This window comes from Pseudomonas sp. MWU16-30317 (genome assembly GCF_020515695.1).
In the GTDB taxonomy this organism is placed as follows: Bacteria; Pseudomonadota; Gammaproteobacteria; order Pseudomonadales; family Pseudomonadaceae; genus Aquipseudomonas.
The window spans coordinates 476,771-495,436 of record NZ_JAIWJA010000004.1 but is presented as its reverse complement, the minus strand read 5'-3'; the positions used below and the strand labels follow the sequence as shown (position 1 = coordinate 495,436).

General features: G+C 63.4%; 15 protein-coding genes. 11 read left to right on the top strand and 4 right to left on the bottom strand.

What is annotated here, in order from left to right:
- Positions 1-8: 8 nt before the first annotated feature.
- Both kdpC and LIX93_RS15050 read left to right on the top strand, forming a co-directional pair.
- Positions 9-569, top strand: coding sequence for a potassium-transporting ATPase subunit KdpC (gene kdpC, locus LIX93_RS15055; protein WP_226504852.1), 561 nt, complete (start codon positions 9-11; stop codon positions 567-569).
- A 15-nt stretch (positions 570-584) separates the two neighbouring features.
- Positions 585-3,224, top strand: coding sequence for a sensor histidine kinase KdpD (locus LIX93_RS15050; RefSeq protein WP_226504851.1), 2,640 nt, complete (start codon positions 585-587; stop codon positions 3,222-3,224).
- Positions 3,225-3,321: 97 nt separating this feature from the next.
- Here the strand turns inward: LIX93_RS15050 and LIX93_RS15045 are convergent, their stop codons facing one another.
- From LIX93_RS15045 to LIX93_RS15035, 3 genes are read right to left on the bottom strand one after another with little or no spacing between them, the layout of a single operon-like run.
- Positions 3,322-4,698, bottom strand: coding sequence for an LLM class flavin-dependent oxidoreductase (locus tag LIX93_RS15045; RefSeq protein WP_226504850.1), 1,377 nt, complete (start codon positions 4,696-4,698; stop codon positions 3,322-3,324).
- 19 nt (positions 4,699-4,717) lie between these two features.
- Complete coding sequence (locus LIX93_RS15040) at positions 4,718-5,563, bottom strand: amino acid ABC transporter permease (protein WP_226504849.1); 846 nt, start codon at positions 5,561-5,563, stop codon at positions 4,718-4,720.
- Positions 5,560-6,264 carry a transporter substrate-binding domain-containing protein gene (locus tag LIX93_RS15035; protein WP_226504907.1) on the bottom strand — a complete coding sequence of 235 codons (705 nt, stop codon included), beginning with the start codon at positions 6,262-6,264 and terminating at the stop codon, positions 5,560-5,562. The genes LIX93_RS15040 and LIX93_RS15035 overlap by 4 nt, the downstream gene beginning before the upstream one ends.
- A 452-nt stretch (positions 6,265-6,716) precedes the next feature.
- Here LIX93_RS15035 and sfnG point away from each other — a divergent pair, with 452 nt between their 5' ends.
- The 6 genes from sfnG to LIX93_RS15005 all read left to right on the top strand — a co-directional run bounded on the left by sfnG (position 6,717) and on the right by LIX93_RS15005 (position 13,905).
- A complete protein-coding gene (gene sfnG, locus LIX93_RS15030; RefSeq protein ID WP_226504848.1) occupies positions 6,717-7,817 on the top strand; it encodes a dimethylsulfone monooxygenase SfnG in 1,101 nt (366 codons plus the stop codon).
- Positions 7,814-8,866, top strand: a complete 1,053-nt coding sequence (locus LIX93_RS15025; RefSeq protein WP_226504847.1) for a sugar ABC transporter substrate-binding protein — start codon at positions 7,814-7,816, stop codon at positions 8,864-8,866. Before sfnG ends, LIX93_RS15025 begins: the two co-directional genes overlap by 4 nt.
- A 65-nt stretch (positions 8,867-8,931) precedes the next feature.
- Positions 8,932-10,503: a sugar ABC transporter ATP-binding protein gene (locus LIX93_RS15020; protein ID WP_226504846.1), complete on the top strand. Its 1,572-nt coding sequence runs from the start codon at positions 8,932-8,934 to the stop codon at positions 10,501-10,503.
- A complete protein-coding gene (locus LIX93_RS15015) occupies positions 10,490-11,494 on the top strand; it encodes an ABC transporter permease (RefSeq protein ID WP_226504845.1) in 1,005 nt (334 codons plus the stop codon). The genes LIX93_RS15020 and LIX93_RS15015 overlap by 14 nt, the downstream gene beginning before the upstream one ends.
- Positions 11,491-12,471 carry an ABC transporter permease gene (locus LIX93_RS15010; RefSeq protein ID WP_226504844.1) on the top strand — a complete coding sequence of 327 codons (981 nt, stop codon included), beginning with the start codon at positions 11,491-11,493 and terminating at the stop codon, positions 12,469-12,471. Before LIX93_RS15015 ends, LIX93_RS15010 begins: the two co-directional genes overlap by 4 nt.
- 90 nt (positions 12,472-12,561) lie before the next feature.
- On the top strand, positions 12,562-13,905 hold the full coding sequence (locus LIX93_RS15005; RefSeq protein ID WP_226504843.1) for an ABC transporter substrate-binding protein: 1,344 nt from the start codon (positions 12,562-12,564) through the stop codon (positions 13,903-13,905).
- A 55-nt stretch (positions 13,906-13,960) separates the two neighbouring features.
- Here the strand turns inward: LIX93_RS15005 and LIX93_RS15000 are convergent, their stop codons facing one another.
- Positions 13,961-15,199, bottom strand: a complete 1,239-nt coding sequence (locus LIX93_RS15000) for an acyl-CoA dehydrogenase family protein (RefSeq protein ID WP_226504842.1) — start codon at positions 15,197-15,199, stop codon at positions 13,961-13,963.
- 388 nt (positions 15,200-15,587) lie between these two features.
- On the opposite strand from LIX93_RS15000, the gene LIX93_RS14995 reads away from it, so the two are divergent.
- Genes LIX93_RS14995 through LIX93_RS14985 form a run of 3 tightly spaced genes read left to right on the top strand, consistent with a single transcriptional unit; the run spans position 15,588 to position 18,658 of the window.
- A complete protein-coding gene (locus tag LIX93_RS14995) occupies positions 15,588-16,790 on the top strand; it encodes an SfnB family sulfur acquisition oxidoreductase (protein WP_226504841.1) in 1,203 nt (400 codons plus the stop codon).
- Between the two features lie 16 nt (positions 16,791-16,806).
- Positions 16,807-17,253 carry an acyl-CoA dehydrogenase gene (locus LIX93_RS14990; protein WP_226504840.1) on the top strand — a complete coding sequence of 149 codons (447 nt, stop codon included), beginning with the start codon at positions 16,807-16,809 and terminating at the stop codon, positions 17,251-17,253.
- A gap of 4 nt (positions 17,254-17,257) precedes the next feature.
- Entirely contained in the window at positions 17,258-18,658 is a 1,401-nt protein-coding gene (locus LIX93_RS14985; protein WP_226504839.1) for an LLM class flavin-dependent oxidoreductase, read from the top strand.
- Positions 18,659-18,666: the final 8 nt, after the last annotated feature.

The following is an 18,666-nucleotide window of genomic DNA, read 5'->3' as shown; positions in this document are numbered from 1 at the left end:
CTTCGAACATGAGCAATTTAATTCGTCCGGCGGTTAGCCTGGTCGTCCTGATGACCCTGATCACTGGCGTAGCCTATCCCCTGGTCGTCACGGGTATCGCTCAGGTGGCCTTCGCCGATCAGGCCAACGGCAGCCTGGTACGCGACGGCGCTGGCAAAGTACGCGGCTCGTCCTTGATCGCCCAGGATTTCAGCGGCGACGAGTGGTTCCATCCGCGCCCCTCGGCGGGGGCCTTCGCCACCGTCGCCAGCGGTGCCAGCAACCTGGCACCGAGCAATCCGGCGCTGGCGACGCGCGTCAAGGACGATGCCGCCAAACTGTATGTGGACGGGCAGGGTCCGGTGCCCCTGGCCCTGTTGACGACCTCGGGCAGCGGCCTCGATCCCCATCTGTCGCCCGCTGCCGCGGCGTATCAAGTGGCAAGGGTAGCGGCGGCCCGTCAAGTCTCCGAGCAGTCCCTGCGAGACCTGATCGCGGCGCATACCGAGACTTCGCTGGTAGGCCCGCCGGTGGTCAACGTGCTAGCGTTGAATGCCACACTGGTACAGATGCCCACAGCCTCCCGATGATAGCGAGCAATCCCGATGAGTGACTCCGGCCGCGCCGATGCCTTGCTGGCAGCCTTACCCCGTAGCGGGCGGGGGCGCCTCAAGGTGTTCCTCGGCGCTGCGCCGGGGGTAGGCAAGACTTACGCCATGCTGCAGGCGGCCCATACCCAGCAGCGCCAAGGCGTCAGGCTGCTGGCGGGTGTCGTCGAAACCCATGGCCGGGCTGAAACCGAAGCCTTGCTGGTCGGGTTGGCGCAACAGCCCATGTTGCGCAGCCTGTACCGCGAGGTGGCGCTCGAAGAAATGGACCTCGACGGACTGCTCAAAGCCAAGCCGCAGTTGGTGCTGGTGGACGAACTGGCTCACAGCAACGCACCCGGCAGTCGGCACGCCAAGCGTTGGCAAGATGTGCAGGAGTTGCTGGCGGCCGATATCGATGTCTACACCACCGTCAACGTCCAGCACCTGGAAAGCCTCAACGACCAGGTGCGCGGTATCACCGGCGTGCAGGTTCGCGAGACGGTGCCCGACTGGGTCTTGCAGGAGGCGTATGAACTGCTGCTGATCGATCTGCCGCCGCGCGAACTGCTCGAGCGCCTGCGCGACGGCAAGGTCTATGTGCCTGAGCAGGCGCGTGCGGCCATCGATGCATTTTTCAGCCAGACCAACCTCAACGCACTGCGCGAATTGGCCATGCAAACGGCAGCGGCTCAGGTTGATGCCGACCTGGCGCAGGGCTACCGTCGCCTGGGCCAGGATGCCCCCACGGTGCGCGGCCGGCTATTGGTCTGCATCGACAGCGACGATCAGTGCGAACGGCTGGTGCGTCATGCCAGCCGCATCGCGCAGAACCGTCATTTGCCCTGGTCCGTGGTGCATATCGACACTGGCAATGTCAAAGACGAGACCGCTCGCCAGCGCTTGCATCAGGCTCAGCAATTGGCCGAACGCCTGGGCGGCGAAGTGGTGGTGCTGCGTGCCAGTGGCGTCGCTCGCACCTTGATCCAACACGCCAGCGATCGGCGCGCCAGCTTGCTGCTGGTGGGCCAATCGCGGCGGCGGATCATCGGCATGGGTTTGTCGGCCAGGTTGCTGCGCGAACCCTCGGGGCTGGAGATCAACGTGCTGCCCCGCGTCGAATCGCCGGTGCAGCGGCGCAGCCATGTCACGCAAGGCTGGCGCTGGAGTGATTACTCGCTCGCCCTCGCCGCGACGCTGCTGGCCAGCGGCTTTGCGTGGGGCGTATCGCTGGTCATGGACTTGCCCAATATCTCGCTGGTGTTTCTGGCCGCAGTGCTCCTGGTGGCGGTGCGCAGCAGCCTTGGGCCGGCGCTGGCCAGTGCCGTCTTGTCATTTCTGGCCTATGACTTCCTGTTCATACCGCCCACCTTTTCATTAAGCATCCAGCGCGAAGAAGACGTCCTGACGCTGATGTTCTTCCTGCTGATGGCCGCCCTCACGGGCAATCTGGCTGCGCGCCAGCGTCGGCAACTCAGTGCCTTGCGCGAGGCGCAGGCACAGACCGCCCGCTTGCTGGAATTGTCCCGCAGCCTGGCCGCCTCGACCGACCAACAGGCTGTGCTCAATGCCGCATCGCAGCATCTACAGGGCTGGGCGGGCCTGGAGATCTGCCTGCTAGAAAAGTCAGGCGACACCTGGACCGTGGCCAATGGCGGCAACGAGCAATTTTCCGAGTCTGAACGGGCGGCGGGCGAATGGGCGGGGCGCCACGACCAGGCCGCCGGCAAAGGTACCGGCACCTTGCCCGCCGGTCGCTGGTGGTGGTGGCCGGTATCGCTTGAGGGCCAGGTGCTGGCGTTGATGGCGGTGTCCGAGCGCCACGAAGGTGCGCTGAATGGCGAATTACGCAGGCTGCTCGGTGCGTTGAGCCAGCCGTTGGCCCAGGCCCTGGCGCGGGCCAATCTGGTTCAAGACCTGGAGGCCGCCCGTTTGCATGGCGAGACCGAGCAACTGCGCAGCGCTCTGCTGGCGTCGGTGTCCCACGATCTGAGAACACCGCTGACATCGATGCGCGGCAGCATCGATAGCCTGTTGGAACTGGGTGATCTCATCCCACCGAGCGATCGCGTCGAACTGCTGGAAGGCACCCGCGACGAAGCCGAGCGCCTGGACCGCTACATCCAGAACCTGCTGGACATGACCCGCCTCGGCCATGGCGCCTTGAAACTGGCACGCGATTGGGTCGCGCCTGCCGATATCGTCGGCAGTGCCGTCGGGCGACTGCGCACGGTGCTCGCCGGTCTCAAGGTCCGCGTGCAGGTACCGAGCGAGATACCGCTGCTTTACGTGCATGCCGCGCTGATCGAACAGGCCTTGGTCAACGTGCTCGAGAACGCCGCACGGTTCTCGCCGCCCAACGGCCGTATCGAAGTTGAGGCCGCCGTGCATCAGGCGTTTATGGTCTTCAGCGTCAGCGACGAGGGCCCGGGCATCCCCCACGAGGAGCGGGCGAAGATCTTCGACATGTTCTATACCGCGGCCCGTGGTGATCGAGGCGGACAGGGTACGGGGCTGGGCCTGGCGATCTGCCAAGGTATGGTCGGCGCCCATGGTGGTCGTGTGGAGGTCGATCAGGGGATCGACGGCAAGGGCACCTGTATCGCGCTGTGGCTGCCGTTGCCAGCGCAGCCTTATGCCGAGTTGGAGGCAGATTGACGAGCCAACCCTCAACCCTTTTGATCATTGACGGCGAACCGCAGATCCGTTTCCAGCCCCCGCCGATGATCCATCTGGACCGATTCCCAGCGTCACCTCACTTGCCAAACCGAAACGAAGCCCCATACGCCGAATCCGGCAGATGGTCTCTACCATCCGCACGCAACCGCGAGCGCAAGGTCCCACGGTGCGGCTCGGTGCGATACAGCCCGCGTCGCTGCAGCTCGGGCACCACCCATTCGACAAAGTCTTCCAGGCTGCCGGGACTGATCAGCGGGTTGAGCATGTAGCCGCTGGTGCCACTGATACGCGCGTGTTCTTCGATGCGCTCGGCCACCTGTTGCGGCGTGCCGACCAGAATCAGATCGGTGCCGCGGGTGACGTTGGCAAAGCGCTGTTTGACGTCGCCGGCGGTAAGCGGCTTGCCACTGCCGTCGGGGTGCATCACGTAGGAGGTCATGCCTTCGGTGTGCGTCGACAGTGGATCACCGTCGGCGTAGCGGCTGATGTCGATGCCGGTATCACCGGCGTAGCTGACCAGTTGCGCTTGCAGGTGATAGTTGCTTTGCAGGGCGTCATATTTGCGCTGCGCCTCGATCTGCGTCTTGGCGGTGACGATGCGCAGTACGGTCAGGGATTTGACGTCCTCGGCGCTGCGCCCTCGGGCCTGCGCCTGCGCCCAGATGTCTTCCAGGCCCTGGCGAATCTCGTGGGGATTGGACTTGGCAGTGAAGATCATCTCGGCGTGCTTGGCGGCGAACGTTCGGCCACGGCCCGACCAGCCGGCCTGGATCAACAGCGGCGTGCGCTGCGGCGAGGGCGCAGTCAAGTGCGGGCCTGCCACCCGGTAGTGCGCACCTGAGTGATTGATCGGGCGGATTCGATCGCCCCGCGCATACAGCGGCGTGGACTTGTCCGCGACCACCGCATCATTGGCCCAGCTGCCTTCCCACAGCTTGTAGACCACGTCGAGGAACTCCTCGGCGCGCTCATAGCGATCATCATGCTTGATCATTTGCTCCAGCCCGAAATTGCGCGCGGCACTGCTCAGGTAGGAGGTGACGATGTTCCAGCCCACCCGGCCATTGGTCAGGTGATCGAGGGTGCTGAAGCGGCGCGCATGGCTGAACGGGTGCTCGTAACTGGTGCTCACCGTGACCCCGAACGCGAGGTTCTCGGTGACTGCGGCCAGGGCCGGAATGATCATCAGCGGATCATTGGCGGGGGCCTCGACGGCCCACTTCATGGCTGCATCGGCATTGGCGCCGAACACGTCGTAAAACCCCAGCACGTCACCAAAGAACATCAGGTCCAGATGCGCCTGGTCGGCGACGCGTGCCAGGTTGGTCCAGTAGCTCAGTGAGTTGATGGCCAGGCGCTCGTCAGCCGGGTGGGTCCACAGGCTCGGGGCGCCACCGCAGCCCACGCTGGCCTGTTCGTAGAGGGCGAACAACAGAGGTGTTGGATCGGACATGGGATTTCCTGAAATGAATTCAGCGCGGGTTTTTGAAACCCTTGCCGAAGTGGCGCTCCAAACGGTGCTGGATCAGTTCGAGCCCGATGGACAGCAGCCAGTAGATGACGGCCGCGGTGGTGAGCATTTCGATGTAGCGATACGAAGAGCGGCCATACGACTGTGCCAGAAACATCACCTCCCAGACCCCCATCACCGACACCAGCGATGAATCCTTGAGCATCGAAATGAACTGACTGGTCGCCGGCGGCACGATGGTGCGCATGGCTTGCGGCAGCACGATGTGGATGAAGGTCGTCGTGGGTGTGAGGCCTAGCGCCGCAGCCGCTTCGCGTTGGCCAGCGGCGACGGAGACGATCCCCGCGCGGAAGATCTCGCTCAGGTACGCGCCGTAATTCAACGACAGCGCAACGATGCCCGCACTGATCGCACCCGGCACGATGCCCAGCTGCGGCAAGCCCAGGTAGATCAGCAGGATCTGGATCAGCAGCGGTGTGCCGCGAAAGAACGACGCGTAGAAACTGGCGATGCCGAACGCAACCGCGCTGTTCGATAGCCGCGCCAAGGCGGTGACGAAGCCCAGGATCAGCGACAGCCAGATCGAGCAGAAACACAGGAAGAACGTTAACGCCGCGCCCTGCAGAAAACCGTCCGGGCCCAAGTGTACGCCGACCAGATTCGGCAGCTTGTCGAGGATGATCGAGAACTTCAGATTGAAGCTCATGAAAAACAGCACGCACACACCTAGCAGCGCCGCCCACGTCAAGTAGACGCGGCTGCGAAAACCAATGCGTGCGCGCACGCGGCTCAGCCACGATTCAGGTGCGCGACGGGTAGATGCAGAACGTGGGTCGAGGGCTGTCATTGGCTGATATCGGAGCCGATCCACTTCTGCGAGATCTTGCTCAACGTACCGTCCGCCTTCAGTTGGCCAAGCACCTCGACGACCTTCGCGTGCCACTGCGGGTCGCCTTTTTCGATAGCCACCACATTGGGCTCGGCATACAGCGGCTCACCGACAATCTTGAACCGCGGGTCCTGGGCGATGCGCTCGTGGGCGGTGATCAGGTTGGTGACCATGGCATCGAGCCGCACACCGCTGCCCAGGGCCAAATCCTGGAAGGCCACGGTTTCGTTGTCGTAGGGAGCCACTTGCACGGCGCTGAAAGGGTAGCTGATAGGCTTGTCTTCGGCGCCCTCGATCACCAGGTCCTTGTTGAGGTAAGCCTCATAGGTAGAGGCACTGATGACCCCGACCTTCTTGCCGGACAAGTCCTTGCCGCCGGTGATGGCCGTGTCCTTGGCATTCACCACCACCACTGCCGGGGACTGATAGTAAGCCACCGGGAAATCGAACACTTCAGCGCGCGCCTTGCTGGGTGTCATCGAGCAGATACAGATGTCATAGCGCCCACTCCAGTGGCCCGCCGCAATCACATCCCAGGAGGGCGTTTCGATCTTGAGTTTGACTCCCAGCCGCGCCGCCACGGCCTTGGCCACGTCGACATCGAAGCCGTCCAGCTGATTCTGGTCATTGAGAAACGAAAACGGCGGATAGCTTTCCATCAGCACTTCGGTCAGTTCGCCCTTTTGCGAGACCCGATCAAGGGTTGCACCGGCGAAGGCCGGCGAGCAGGTCACCAGCAATGCCAGGCCGATGGGGAAAAATTTGTTATGTTTCAAAGCCAAACTCCGGGGCGAAAAATTCGGCGAGATTAGAACGTGTTGAACCGGTGCATGGGTACGGCTTTTTTTATCTAGGGCACTTGCTTTTGGGTATATCGAAACAGGGCATCCTTGACGGGCGTGCGGGGCTTGTATCGAGGCGCCCCGTAAAACGGTCAGTTGTCTGTGGAGCAACAGTTGTTCAGCAGATTGTTCACTGCCCTGTGTGGGTCTCAGGTATCAATAGCTCATCCAAGATATTGATACTTATTGAAAAAACCATTTGGCACGATTACTGCGATTGCTCTTGTACAGCGAGATGATGTCCATCTCGGCGGTGCACAGAGGTCAATATGAGTCAGCAACCTGTGAAATTTGCCTACTGGGTCCCCAATGTCAGCGGTGGGCTGGTGGTCAGCAAGATCGAGCAACGCACCAGTTGGGATATCGATTACAACCGCAAGCTGGCGCAGATCGCCGAGCGCTCCGGCTTTGAATACGCACTGACCCAAATCCGTTTTACCGCCGGCTACGGCGCCGAGTTCCAGCACGAGTCGGTCGCCTTCAGCCATGCTTTGCTGGCAGCCACAGAAAAACTCAAGGTCATCGCTGCCATCCTGCCCGGCCCCTGGACGCCCGCGGTTGCGGCCAAGCAACTGGCGACGATCGATCAGCTCACGGCAGGGCGGGTCGCGGTGAATATCGTCAGCGGCTGGTTCAAGGGCGAATTCACCGCCATCGGCGAGCCGTGGCTGGAGCATGACGAACGCTATCGCCGTTCCGAAGAATTCATCCGGGTACTCAAAGGTGTCTGGACCACCGACAACTTCACCTTCAAAGGTGATTTCTATCGCTTCCACGACTACACCCTGCGGCCCAAACCGCTGCAACAGCCCCATCCGGAAATCTTCCAGGGCGGCAGTTCGCGGGCGGCCAGGGACATGGCGGCGCGGGTCTCGGACTGGTACTTCACCAACGGCAACAGCGTTGAAGGGATCAAGGCCCAGGTCGAAGACATTCACGCCAAGGCGGCTGCCAACGGCCACTCGGTGAAGATCGGCGTCAACGCTTTCATCATCGCCCGCGACACCGAGGCACAAGCCCATGCGGTGCTCGCCGAGATCATCGACAAGGCTGACCCTGAAGCGGTCAACGCGTTTGGCGACGCCGCCAGGCAGGCCGGCAAGGCCAGCCCCGAAGGCGAAGGCAACTGGGCCAAGTCCAGCTTCGAGGACCTGGTGCAATACAACGATGGCTTCAAGACCAATCTGATCGGTACGCCGCGCCAGATCGCCGAACGGATCGTCGCGCTGAAAGCGGTTGGCGTTGACCTGGTGCTGTCGGCGTTCCTGCACTTTCAGGAAGAGGTCGAATATTTCGGCCTGCACGTGCTGCCGTTGGTGCGCGAACTCGAATCAGCCCAAGCGAGCCATACCAAGGCGGTGCCAGCATGACTGCTGCGCTTGTCAGCCGCGCAGCGGTACCGCTGTCGGACAACGCCAGCCGTCGTGGCAGCCGGATCGCCCTGCGCTGCAGGCATCTGGTCTGGTCAGCACTGACGCTGGCCCTCATCAGCATTGGCGTGAGTGCCTCGGCCCACGCCGATGACGCGAGCGTGCCATCGCTGGCGGGCAAACGTATCGCTATCAGCATGACCGGTACCAGTCACTACTTCGATATCAAGGCCTTTCAGGCACAAGTCGATGAGGTCAAGCGCCTGGGCGGTACGCCGATTACCCTGGATGCCGGTCGCAATGACAAGAACCTGGTGACGCAGTTGCAAACCGTGGTCACCCAGAAACCCGATGCGGTGATCCAGACCCTCGGCACCCTGAGCGTGATCGATCCCTGGCTCAAGCGTATCAGCAAGGCCGGCATCCCGCTGTTCACCATCGATGCGCCCTCGCAATACAGCCTCAATAACACCACCTCGGACAACATCGCCACGGGCAAGGCATTGGCAGACCAGCTGATCGCCGACAGCGGCGGCAAAGGCAACATTCTGGTGTTCAACGGTTTTTACGGGGTGCCGGTGTGCGCCATTCGATATGACCAGTTGAAGCTCGCGCTCAAGGATCACCCCGAGCTGAAGATCATCCAGCCAGAATTGCGCGATGTGATCCCCAACACTGTGCAGGACGCCTACAGCCAGATCAGCGCGTTGCTCAACAAGTACCCCAAAGGCAGTGTCACGGCGATCTGGTCGGCGTGGGACATTCCCCAGCTGGGGGCCAGCAAAGCGCTGGTAGACGCCGGGCGTAGCGAAATCAAGACCTATGGCGTCGACGGCACGCCCGAGGTGCTGGATCTGCTCAAGCGCGATCATTCACCTATCGGTGCGGTGGTGGCGCAACAGCCCGCCCTGATCGGCAAGACAGCGGTGCAGAACGTCGCACGCTACCTGGCCGGTCAGCACGACCTGCCCAAGGAAACCCAGGTGCCGACGTTGTTGACCACGGCGGCGAACGCCCAGCAGGTACAACAACTCAGGGGGGATCAATGAGCTCAGGCCCTGGCGGCTAAACGGCCGCTGGTGCCACAACGCAACCGCCTCCCAAGGAGCCCGAGATGAGCAGCAACGCTACGGACAGTCACGCGCCGCCCCCGGCCCTGCACCTGCAGGGCATTCATAAACGCTTCGGCCCGACCCAGGCGCTGGACGGTGTCGACCTGCGCGTCGAGCGCGGCTCGGTGCATGGCCTGGTGGGGGAGAACGGTGCGGGCAAGTCGACCCTGATCAAGGTGCTGGCCGGTATTCACCGTGCCGACAGCGGTACGCTGGCCGTGGATGGGCAATCCTTCACCGCACTCAGCCCCAGGCAGATCGAAGCCCTGGGGGTGCATTTCATTCATCAGGAACGGCTGTTGCCGCCCAGCTTCAGCGTCGGTGAGGCGCTGTTTTTCGGTCATGAACTCAAGCGCGGGCCGTTTATCGACCGTCACGCCCAGGACCGCGAGGGCGCGCGGCTGTTGCGCGAGTACTTTGCTCTGGAGTTCCCGGCGGGCGCGCTGGTGGGGGAGCTGGACAGCGCCCAGCGGCAGATCCTGCAGATCACTCGCGCGCTGCTGGCCAAGCCGAAAATCCTGGTGTTCGACGAGCCCAGCGTGTCGCTGGTCAAGCGCGAGGTCGATCAACTGCTGGCGATCATTCGTCGATTGCGCGATCAGGGCCTGTCGATCCTGTACATCTCCCACTACCTGCAAGAGATCGAAAGCCTCTGCGATCAGGTCACCGTGTTGCGCAACGGCCGCGCCGTGGCGGTGGTCGACCCGCGGACCACCTCGACCGCGCAGATCGCTCGGTTGATGGTCAATCGCGAGGTGGGCGAGATGTATCCCAAACCCACCGTGGCAGCGGGTGATGTACTGCTCGAGCTCAAGGGCCTGGGGGCAGGCGGTGCCTACCGCGATATCGACTTGCAGGTGCGCCGGGGCGAGGTAGTGGGCTTGACCGGGCTGGTCGGTTCCGGGGCCAAGGAGTTGCTCAAAAGCCTGTTCGGGCTGGTCCAGCCGGATCAAGGCAGCCTGGCCTTGCACGGGCGCCTGACGCGTTTTCGCTCGGCCCGCGACGCGGTGCGCCAAGGCGTCGCGTTGGTGCCCGAGGAGCGCCGCAGCCACGGGGTTGCGCCGCTGCTCTCGGTGCTCGAAAATCTCACCCTCGCCGGGCTCGCGCGCTTCAGTCGGCGGGGCTTGCTGGACGGGCCGGCCCAGGCCCGGGAAAGCGACCGGCTGATCAGCGAGCTGGGCATCAAGACCGCCGGCCGGGACGCCATGGTGCAGCAACTCAGTGGCGGTAACCAACAGAAGGTCGCGCTGGGCAAATGGCTTAGCCGCGACTGTGCGCTGTATCTGCTCGACGAGCCGGGGGTGGGCATCGATATCGGCGCCAAGGTCGAGATCTACCGGTTGATCGGCCGCTTGGCCGAGCGCGGTGCGGCGGTGCTGGTGCTGTCCTCGGACTTGCCGGAATTGATCGGCATCACCGACCGCATCCTGGTCATGCACCGCGGCGCCCTGGCCGGTGAATTCGACGCGCGCGCAGTCGACAGCGACCGCCTGCTGGCCTGCGCGACCGGTGCCAGCGAGTCCTCATCAATCTCCCATCTGCCCGCGCGCGAGCCTGCCCATGTCATCGTCTGAAATCTTTGCCCGAGCGCAGCCCGGCCTGTCCCGGCGGCTCGCCCTGTTGATATTGCGCCGCGGGGCGCTGTTGGCGTTCCTGTTGATCCTGCTGGTGTTTGCCGTGAGCGCGCCGAACTTCCTCAGCATCACCAATGTGGTCAACGTCTTCACTCAATCGGCGATGCTCGGCGTGCTCGCCTTCGGGCTCACGTGCGTGGTGATCGGCGGTGGCTCCAATGTGGTCTCCGGCGGGCTGGACCTATCGCTGGCGGCCAACCTGGGCCTGTGTGCCGCGGTCTACAGCCGGTTGAACAACGCCGGATTGCCGGCCTGGCAGGCGATCGGCCTGACCCTGCTGTGCGGCCTGGCGGTGGGCGTACTCAATGGCTTGAGTGTGGTGCTGTTACGCCTGCCGCCGTTGCTGGCGACGCTGGCCAGCATGAACCTGGTGGCCGGGCTGGAACTGGTGCTGACGCAAAACACCGTGCTGCCCACCGACTCGCCTCTGCTCGACACCTTGGCCGATGGTGCCTGGCTGCAGGTGCCAGTGCTGGCCTGGGTGCTGTTAAGCGTGGCGTTGCTGCTCGGCCTGTTGATCCAGCACAGCCCTTACGGTCTGCGCTTGTATGCGGTAGGCGAATACCCCGAGGCGGCGCGGGCTGCCGGCTTGGGCCTGCGCCGCTATGTGTTTTCCAGTTACCTGCTCGCCGGGTTGTGCGCTGCGGTCGCGGCGTTTTGTTCGGCGGCGTTGTTCAGCGGCAGCACCACCGGGTCCGGGGAAATGCTGTTGTCGGTGGTCGCGATCGCCTTCCTGGGCGTGGTGTTCTCCAGGCGCCTGGTGGCCAACATCCCCGGCACCTTGCTGGCGACCCTGCTGTTGGGGTTTCTGGTCAACGGTTTCCAGCTGCTGAACATCTCCAGCTTCTGGGTCAACGGCGTGCAGGGGGTGTTGATTCTGCTGGTGGTCGCGGTGTCCGGGGCGTTGCGCAAAGAGGAGGGCGGCCAATGATCACGCTTGCGCCAACGCCGTTCTCCACTGTGCTGCTGGCGCGCGTGCTGCGCGCCATCCTGCCGTTGCTGATCGTGCTCATCGTCGGCTTTTTCGCGGCCACCGCGCCGGGGTTTCTCAGCGTCGGCAACCTGAGCAGCCTGTTGCTCAATAACTTCGTGCTGTTGGCCATCGTCGCCATCGGCATGACCTGGGCCGTGGCGGCGGGTGGCATCGACCTGTCGGTGGGCACCGCGCTGGACTTCTCCAGCCTGGCGTTCGTAGTGTTGCTCAATGGCGACCACGGGCTGGTGCTGGCGATCGTCGGGGCATTGTTGGCCGCAGCGCTGGCTGGAGGTTTCAATGCGCTGTTGATCGCCGGGCTGCGGATCACGCCGTTCCTGGCCACTCTGGGCACTTTGTTCATCGGCACCAGCGTGCAGCAGTTACTGTCCGACGGTGGCCAGCCGATCTACATCGTCCAGAACGCGCTGCCTGGCATCACGGCCGTGACGTTGCTGGGGGGGCCGTTAGTGTTGTGGCTGGTGGCCGTCGTGGCCCTGGTGTACGGGGTGATCCTCGCGCGTGGCCGCCTGGGGCGCGAGATTCTGGCGGTCGGTACCCAGGTGCAACTGGCGCGTTATTCCGGGCTGCCGATTCGTCTGATCGCCCTCAAGGTCTTCCTCGCCAGCGCGTTGGCCTGCGCGGTGGCGGGCATCGTGCTCAGTTCGACGGTCAACGCCTACGTGCCGATGTCGGGCAATGCCTACCTGATCAACGCCATCGGCGCGGTGTTCATGGGCACCACCTTGAGTCGCACCGGGCGCCCCAATGTGCCGGGCACGCTGCTTGGGGTGCTGTTCATCAACGTCATCGCCAATGGCTTGCTGCTGATCGGCTGGAACTTCTACTGGCAGCAGGTCGCCACGGGCGCGTTGATCCTGTTGGTGCTGGCTTTCAGTTTTAGCAGCCGGCGCCTGGCGCACCAGTCGGTGTGAGCGTTCACTCAACGATAGCCGCCGTGCGGCCCACGACCCACGGCGTGCTCAGCGCGCGGTTTTCTGACCTCCCATCCTGAGGTTCTACCCATGCTTGATTTGAAACATCGCCTCCTGGCGCCGTGGCTGGCGGCCACGGCCTTGGCGGCCTGCCTGCTGCCGACCGTCGCGGCCGCCGCCCCGACCCACCAGTACATCCCGTTGCCCAGCTTTCGCGTCGGGCCTTACGCCTCCAGTGGCGTGCCGCTGTTCGGCGGCATCATCGACTACCTGACCTACGTCAACGAAGCCCAGGGCGGCATCAACGGCGTCAAGCTCAGTTGGTCCGAATGCGAAACCGGCTGGACCGCCGACAAGGGCGTGGAGTGCTACGAGCAGATGAAGGACGGTCGCGACGGTTCGCCGACGCCGTTCTTCTTCCCGATCTCGGGGCCGATCGCGGCGGCGGTCAACGACCGTACCGTGCAGGACAAGATCCCGCTGGTGACCATCGGCTATGGCATCACCGATGCCACCGACGGCGCGATTTACCCGTGGAATTTCCCGCTGATGGCCAACTTCTACAGCCAGTCCTCTTCGGTGGTGAACTACATCGCCCAGCAGGAAGGCGGCTTCGACAAACTCAAAGGCAAGAAGATCGTCACCGCCTACAACGACTCGCCGCCCGGGCGCGAGACCATCAAGTCCATGGCCTTGCTGGCCAAAAAGTATGGCTTCATCGATGTGCAGATCCCTATCGCTCTGCCGGGTAGCGAGCAGACGGGCGTGTGGCGGCAGATCCATCAGGAAAAGGCCGATTGGGTGTTTCTGCGCGGCTGGGGCGTGCTGACCCCCGTGGCGATCAAGACGGCAGTGCGCTTCGGTTTTCCGGCCGACCACCTGATCGGTGATATCTGGTCCGCGTCCGAGGAAGACGTATTGCCTGCCGGCGCCTCCGCCAAGGGCTATCTGGCGATCACGCCGAATCCGGGCGGTCGCGATTTCCAGATTCTGCAAGACATCAAGAAGTACGTAGTCGACACCGGCAAGAGCAACCTCAAGGACCCCAACAGTTTTGGCAGCGTGTTCTACAACTCGGGTGTGACCCAAGGCATCCTGATGGTCGAGGCGCTGCGCAAGACCCAAGAGAAGTACGGCCACCGAGTGGTCAACGGCGAAGAGACCCGCTGGGGCCTGGAAAACCTCAAGATCGATGCCGCGCAGATCAAGGCGTTGGGCGCCGAGGGCTTGTTGCAGCCGATCAACGTCACCTGCAACGACCACGAAGGCGGTGGCTCGGTGCGCGTGCAGCAGTGGGATGGCGAAAAGTGGCACACGGTCAGCGACTGGGTGACGGCCGACCGCGCGTTGTTGCGTCCGCTGATCGATGCCGGGGCGGCGGCCTATGCCAAGGAAAAGGGCATCACGCCACGCGATTGCAGCAAGCCGTTCTGATGTTCAGGCAGGGCGCAGGCCAGGCGCATCGGCGTCTGGCCTGCGGGTAGCGCGATCAGTCGGCTTTGCTGCCATTGCCGATCTGCCACACGTAGTTGGGCTCGGTGCCGTTGATTTTCCAGTCGCCGACGATGCGCGCCTTGTAGATCAGCGGGTTGTGTGAAGCCACCGTGCGGGCGTTGCGCCAGTGGCGGTCGAGGGCCTTGTTGACACTGATGCCCGAGGCGCCCAGCGCGTTGAACAGGTCGGTGGCGGCCCGCAGGATCAGTTCCGACACCACCACTTGCGCCTTGGCGGTTTCGATTTCGGCATCGATGTTGGCCTGACGTTCCTCCTGCGGGTCGTCGCCAAAGCGCGCAACGTAAGCGCGCTGCAAGGGCTCGGCCGAGCGCAGGGTCGCGGCCTCGGCGGCATAGACCTGGGCGCTGATCTGCCCGACCACTTGCTGGATCTGCGCGTCGGCGCTGACGCTGTCGGCATTGCCGTGGCTGTAGACGCGTTTGCGCTCGCGCACTTCCTGGGCGATATCCCGTTCGATGGCGCGGCCGATGCCGGACAACGCCGCGAGCAGCACCAGTTGGTAAAAGGCCGTCTGGTACTTGAAGCGGGTTTCGAAGGGGATCACCTGCTCGGCGGGCAGCGGCACCTCGACATACACCGAGGTGCCGCTGCCGGTGGTGCGCTGGCCGAAACCGTCCCAGTCATCGCTGTGGGTCACGCCAGGGTGATGGGCATCCACCACGGCAATCACGTCGGCGCCATTGTCCGAACGCTGCGCGTACACATCGATCCAGTCGGCAAAGATGCTCCCAGTGCTGTAGTACTTGGCGCCATTGAGCACGTAGTTCGCGCCGTCCGGGCGCACTTGAGTGATCACCTTGCCGAGCTTGACCGCGCCGACTTCGGTCCAGCCGTTGCCCACCAGTTCGCCGGCCACAAAGCGTGCGAACCATTTATCCCGATCCGCGCTCGGCGGGGCGTTGAGGCGGTCCTCGACAAAGGCGAAGTGGGCACGCAAGGACTGCGGGATATTGGAATCGGCTTCGGCCAGCTCGATCAGCAGTTCGAACAGCTGGCCGACCGAGGCCCCTGCGCCACCGTACTGCACCGGTACCCTGACGGCACCGAAGCCCGCCTGCTTGAGCCAGCGGATTGGCTCATAGGGCAGGCTGCGCGATTGTTCACGCTCGACGTTGCCTGCGGCGATCTGGCGGAACAGCGGGCGAAAGCGATTGGCGAGGGCCTCGTAATGGGTCCCTTCGGACAGCGGGTTGAACGCGGACGTCAGGCTCATGGCAGTGCTCCATCAATGAATAGAAAAGCTCGTCACGCTGCGAATGCATAGTCTGTGCCGTCAGATAACCCATTGAAATAAAAAAGAATCCATTGGTTTTATGAATCGCCTCTGTTGGTGGGGCAGCAGCGCGACAACAGCCTGTGCAAAAACCGTACAACGGTGCGCTGCGCTCACTAACGCATTCGCCAGCCAGGCCCAGGGATGCCCCGCGGCAGCTGCCATAGGGGCAACTGTTGTTCAGGCAACAGCAAGTGGACAGATTGTCGGTCTGGCATCGGCGCTCACCGCATCAAATGTACTCAATCCACTGATATATATAGATAAATAAAACAGGCACGGGCTGTGCAAAGGACTCCACAGTGATTTTCCGAATTGGAGTCTGCCCATGAGCGTTCCTGCATCAAAACCGCCCAAGGCCCATGTGATCGCCTCGGATGCCGAAGCCATCGAAGTGGCCAAGGCGCTGGCTGTGCGCTTTGCCGAAGAAGCCTCGGTACGCGACCGTGACCGGCGCTTGCCGGTGGCCGAGCTCGACGAATTCTCTGCCAGCGGCCTGTGGGGCATTACCGTGCCCAAGGCCTACGGCGGTGCCGGGGTGTCGTACGTGACGGTGGCCGAAGTGATCAAGATCATCTCCGCCGCCGACTCGTCCCTAGGGCAGATTCCGCAGAATCATCTGGGTGTGCTCAATGGCCTGCTGCTGACTGGGACCGAGGAGCAAAAGCGTTACTACTTCGCCAAGGTGCTCGAGGGCTATCGCTTCGGCAATGCCTTCTCGGAGGCCAAGAGTAAAAACGTGACCGCCTTCGAGACCCGCATTCGCTTCGAGGGCGACCACGCCGTGGTCAATGGCGAAAAGTTCTACTGCACGGGCGCCTTGTTTGCGCACATCGTCCCGGTGGTGGGCGTCGATGAGCACAACCGCGGCTTTATCGCCTTCGTCGAGCGGGACAACCCCGGCCTGACCATCATCGATAGCTGGGACGGCTTCGGTCAGCGCACCACCGCCAGCGGTGGCGCCGTGATCAAGGACGTGCGAGTACCCTTGAGCGCGGTGATCCCCGCGCACAGGGCCTATGACGTGCCGACCGCCGATGGCCCGATCTCGCAGATCATCCAGGCCGCCGTCGATACCGGCATCGCCCACGGTGCCTTCGAGCAGGCGCTGATTCATGCGCGCCTGGCCCGCCCTTGGGTCGACAGCCAGTTGCAGCATGGCTGGCAGGACCCGTTCACTCTCGCGGCCATCGGCGATCTGCAATGGCGCCTGCACGGTACCGACGCGATCCTCGCCAAGGCCGGCCGCGCGGTAGACCACGCCCTGGCCGCGCCGAGCGAGGAGAGCGTCGCCGAGGCGTCCGTGGTGGTGGCCCAGGCCAAGGTGCTGTCCGCCGAAATCGCCTTGCTCGCCAGCAGCAAACTGTTCGAACTGGCCGGTACCCGTTCGGTACTGGGCAAGCACAATCTCGACCGCTTCTGGCGCAACGCGCGTACCCACACCCTGCACGATCCGGCGCGCTGGAAGTATCACCTGATCGGTAATCGCCTGCTCAACGGCGTCGCGCCGCCACGCCATGCCTGGAATTGATCGAGGAATCACGACTATGAACAGCCCGGCAATCGCCTTGCCCAGCCAGCTCTCAGTGGCCGCCCACGACTTGCAGCATGCCCGCCAGGGCCTGCAACTGACCCTCGATTTCGTTCGCGAACACGCCCGGCCTTGGCCGCTCAGCGGTTTGCAACGCGCGGTCGAAGACCCTTACATCATCAGTCGCTTCGGCGACCTGCAGATTCGCATCGAAGTCGCCGCCGCCCTCTATGAGCGTGCCCAAGCCTTTGTCGGCAGCCCGGCCGAGGCGCTGGTGGCGACGGCCGAAGCGGTGATCGCCAGTGCCGACGCCTTGCAAGCGGTCGGCAACGCCCAGCAGGAACTCACCGGCAGCCGCTCCGAATACCCGGCCCTGGCCGCGCGCGAGCCGCTGCGCTGGCAGTACCAGATCATCGGCAACCAGCGCCTCAATGGCGTCGCGCCGCCGCAGCTCGAGGAATAATTCGATGTCCCGTGAAATTCGTCTCAACGCTTTCGACATGAACTGCGTCGGCCACCAGTCGCCCGGGCTCTGGGCGCATCCGCGCGACCGCTCGTGGCAGTACAAGGACCTGGAATACTGGACCGACCTGGCGAAAATCCTCGAGCGCGGCAAGTTCGACGGCTTGTTCATTGCCGACGTGCTCGGCATCTATGACGTCTACCGAGGCAACGGCGACGCCGCGATTCGTCAAGCCACCCAGGTGCCGGTCAACGATCCGCTGCAACTGATCACGCCCATGGCTTTGGTCACCGAGCATCTGGGCTTCGGCCTGACGGCTTCGCTGTCATTCGAGCACCCGTATCCATTCGCCCGGCGCCTCTCGACCCTCGATCACCTGACCAAAGGCCGTGCGGGCTGGAACATCGTTACCTCGTACCTCGAAAGCGGCGCCAAGAACATGGGCCAGCAAGCCCAGACCGAGCACGACGCGCGCTATGACTACGCCGAAGAATACCTCGAGGTTTGCTACAAACTCTGGGAGGGCAGCTGGGAAGAGGGCGCCATCCTGCGTGACCGCGAGCGGCGGATTTTCAGCGACCCGAGCAAGATCCACGAGATTCAGCACTTCGGCAAACACTTCCAGGTGCCGGGTATTCACTTGTGCGAACCCTCGCCGCAGCGCACCCCGGTGCTTTATCAGGCCGGCGCCTCGAGCCGCGGCAAGCAGTTCGCCGCCGAGCAGGCCGAGTGCGTGTTCGTCGCCGCGCCCTCCAAGGTGCTGTTGAGAAAAACGGTGGCCGATATCCGCCGCCGCGCCGCTGAAGCCGGCCGTGATCCGGCGAAGGTCCTCATCTTCAACCTGCAGACGGTGATCCTGGGCGAAACCGATGCCAAGGCCAAGGCCAAGTTCGAAGAGTACAAAAGTTGGGTCAGCTATGAAGGCGCCATGGCGTTGATTTCGGGCTGGACGGGCATCGATTTCAGTCAGTTCAAACCCGACGAACCGCTCAAGCATGTGCACACCAATGCCATTCAATCGGCGGTCGAGACCTTCTCCACGGCGGATCCGAACACGGTCTGGACGCCCAACGAACTGGCCAAGTGGGTCGGTATCGGTGGCTTTGGTCCGCTGTTCGTCGGCGGTCCGCAAACCGTGGCCGACTTGCTTGAGGAGTGGGTCGCCGACACCGACGTGGACGGCTTCAACCTTGCCTATGCGGTCACTCACGAAACCTTCACCGACGCCGTTGACCTGCTGGTGCCCGAGTTGCAGAAGCGCGGTGTGTACAAGAAGGACTATGCGCCAGGCACTCTGCGCGAAAAACTGTTCGGCGACGGGCCGCGCCTGGCGGCCGGGCACCCGGGCGCGGCGTATCGCAACCTGGCCGAGTGGCAGCGCACGCGGCAAAAGGATCGCGCTTGATGAAAAGG

Coding starts and splice junctions, on each gene's coding strand:
- kdpC (WP_226504852.1), top strand. CDS start 9: ATGAGCAATTTAATTCGTCCGGCGGTTAGCCTGGTCGTCCTGATGACC.
- LIX93_RS15050 (WP_226504851.1), top strand. CDS start 585: ATGAGTGACTCCGGCCGCGCCGATGCCTTGCTGGCAGCCTTACCCCGT.
- LIX93_RS15045 (WP_226504850.1), bottom strand. CDS start 4,698: ATGTCCGATCCAACACCTCTGTTGTTCGCCCTCTACGAACAGGCCAGC.
- LIX93_RS15040 (WP_226504849.1), bottom strand. CDS start 5,563: ATGACAGCCCTCGACCCACGTTCTGCATCTACCCGTCGCGCACCTGAA.
- LIX93_RS15035 (WP_226504907.1), bottom strand. CDS start 6,264: ATGGAAAGCTATCCGCCGTTTTCGTTTCTCAATGACCAGAATCAGCTG.
- sfnG (WP_226504848.1), top strand. CDS start 6,717: ATGAGTCAGCAACCTGTGAAATTTGCCTACTGGGTCCCCAATGTCAGC.
- LIX93_RS15025 (WP_226504847.1), top strand. CDS start 7,814: ATGACTGCTGCGCTTGTCAGCCGCGCAGCGGTACCGCTGTCGGACAAC.
- LIX93_RS15020 (WP_226504846.1), top strand. CDS start 8,932: ATGAGCAGCAACGCTACGGACAGTCACGCGCCGCCCCCGGCCCTGCAC.
- LIX93_RS15015 (WP_226504845.1), top strand. CDS start 10,490: ATGTCATCGTCTGAAATCTTTGCCCGAGCGCAGCCCGGCCTGTCCCGG.
- LIX93_RS15010 (WP_226504844.1), top strand. CDS start 11,491: ATGATCACGCTTGCGCCAACGCCGTTCTCCACTGTGCTGCTGGCGCGC.
- LIX93_RS15005 (WP_226504843.1), top strand. CDS start 12,562: ATGCTTGATTTGAAACATCGCCTCCTGGCGCCGTGGCTGGCGGCCACG.
- LIX93_RS15000 (WP_226504842.1), bottom strand. CDS start 15,199: ATGAGCCTGACGTCCGCGTTCAACCCGCTGTCCGAAGGGACCCATTAC.
- LIX93_RS14995 (WP_226504841.1), top strand. CDS start 15,588: ATGAGCGTTCCTGCATCAAAACCGCCCAAGGCCCATGTGATCGCCTCG.
- LIX93_RS14990 (WP_226504840.1), top strand. CDS start 16,807: ATGAACAGCCCGGCAATCGCCTTGCCCAGCCAGCTCTCAGTGGCCGCC.
- LIX93_RS14985 (WP_226504839.1), top strand. CDS start 17,258: ATGTCCCGTGAAATTCGTCTCAACGCTTTCGACATGAACTGCGTCGGC.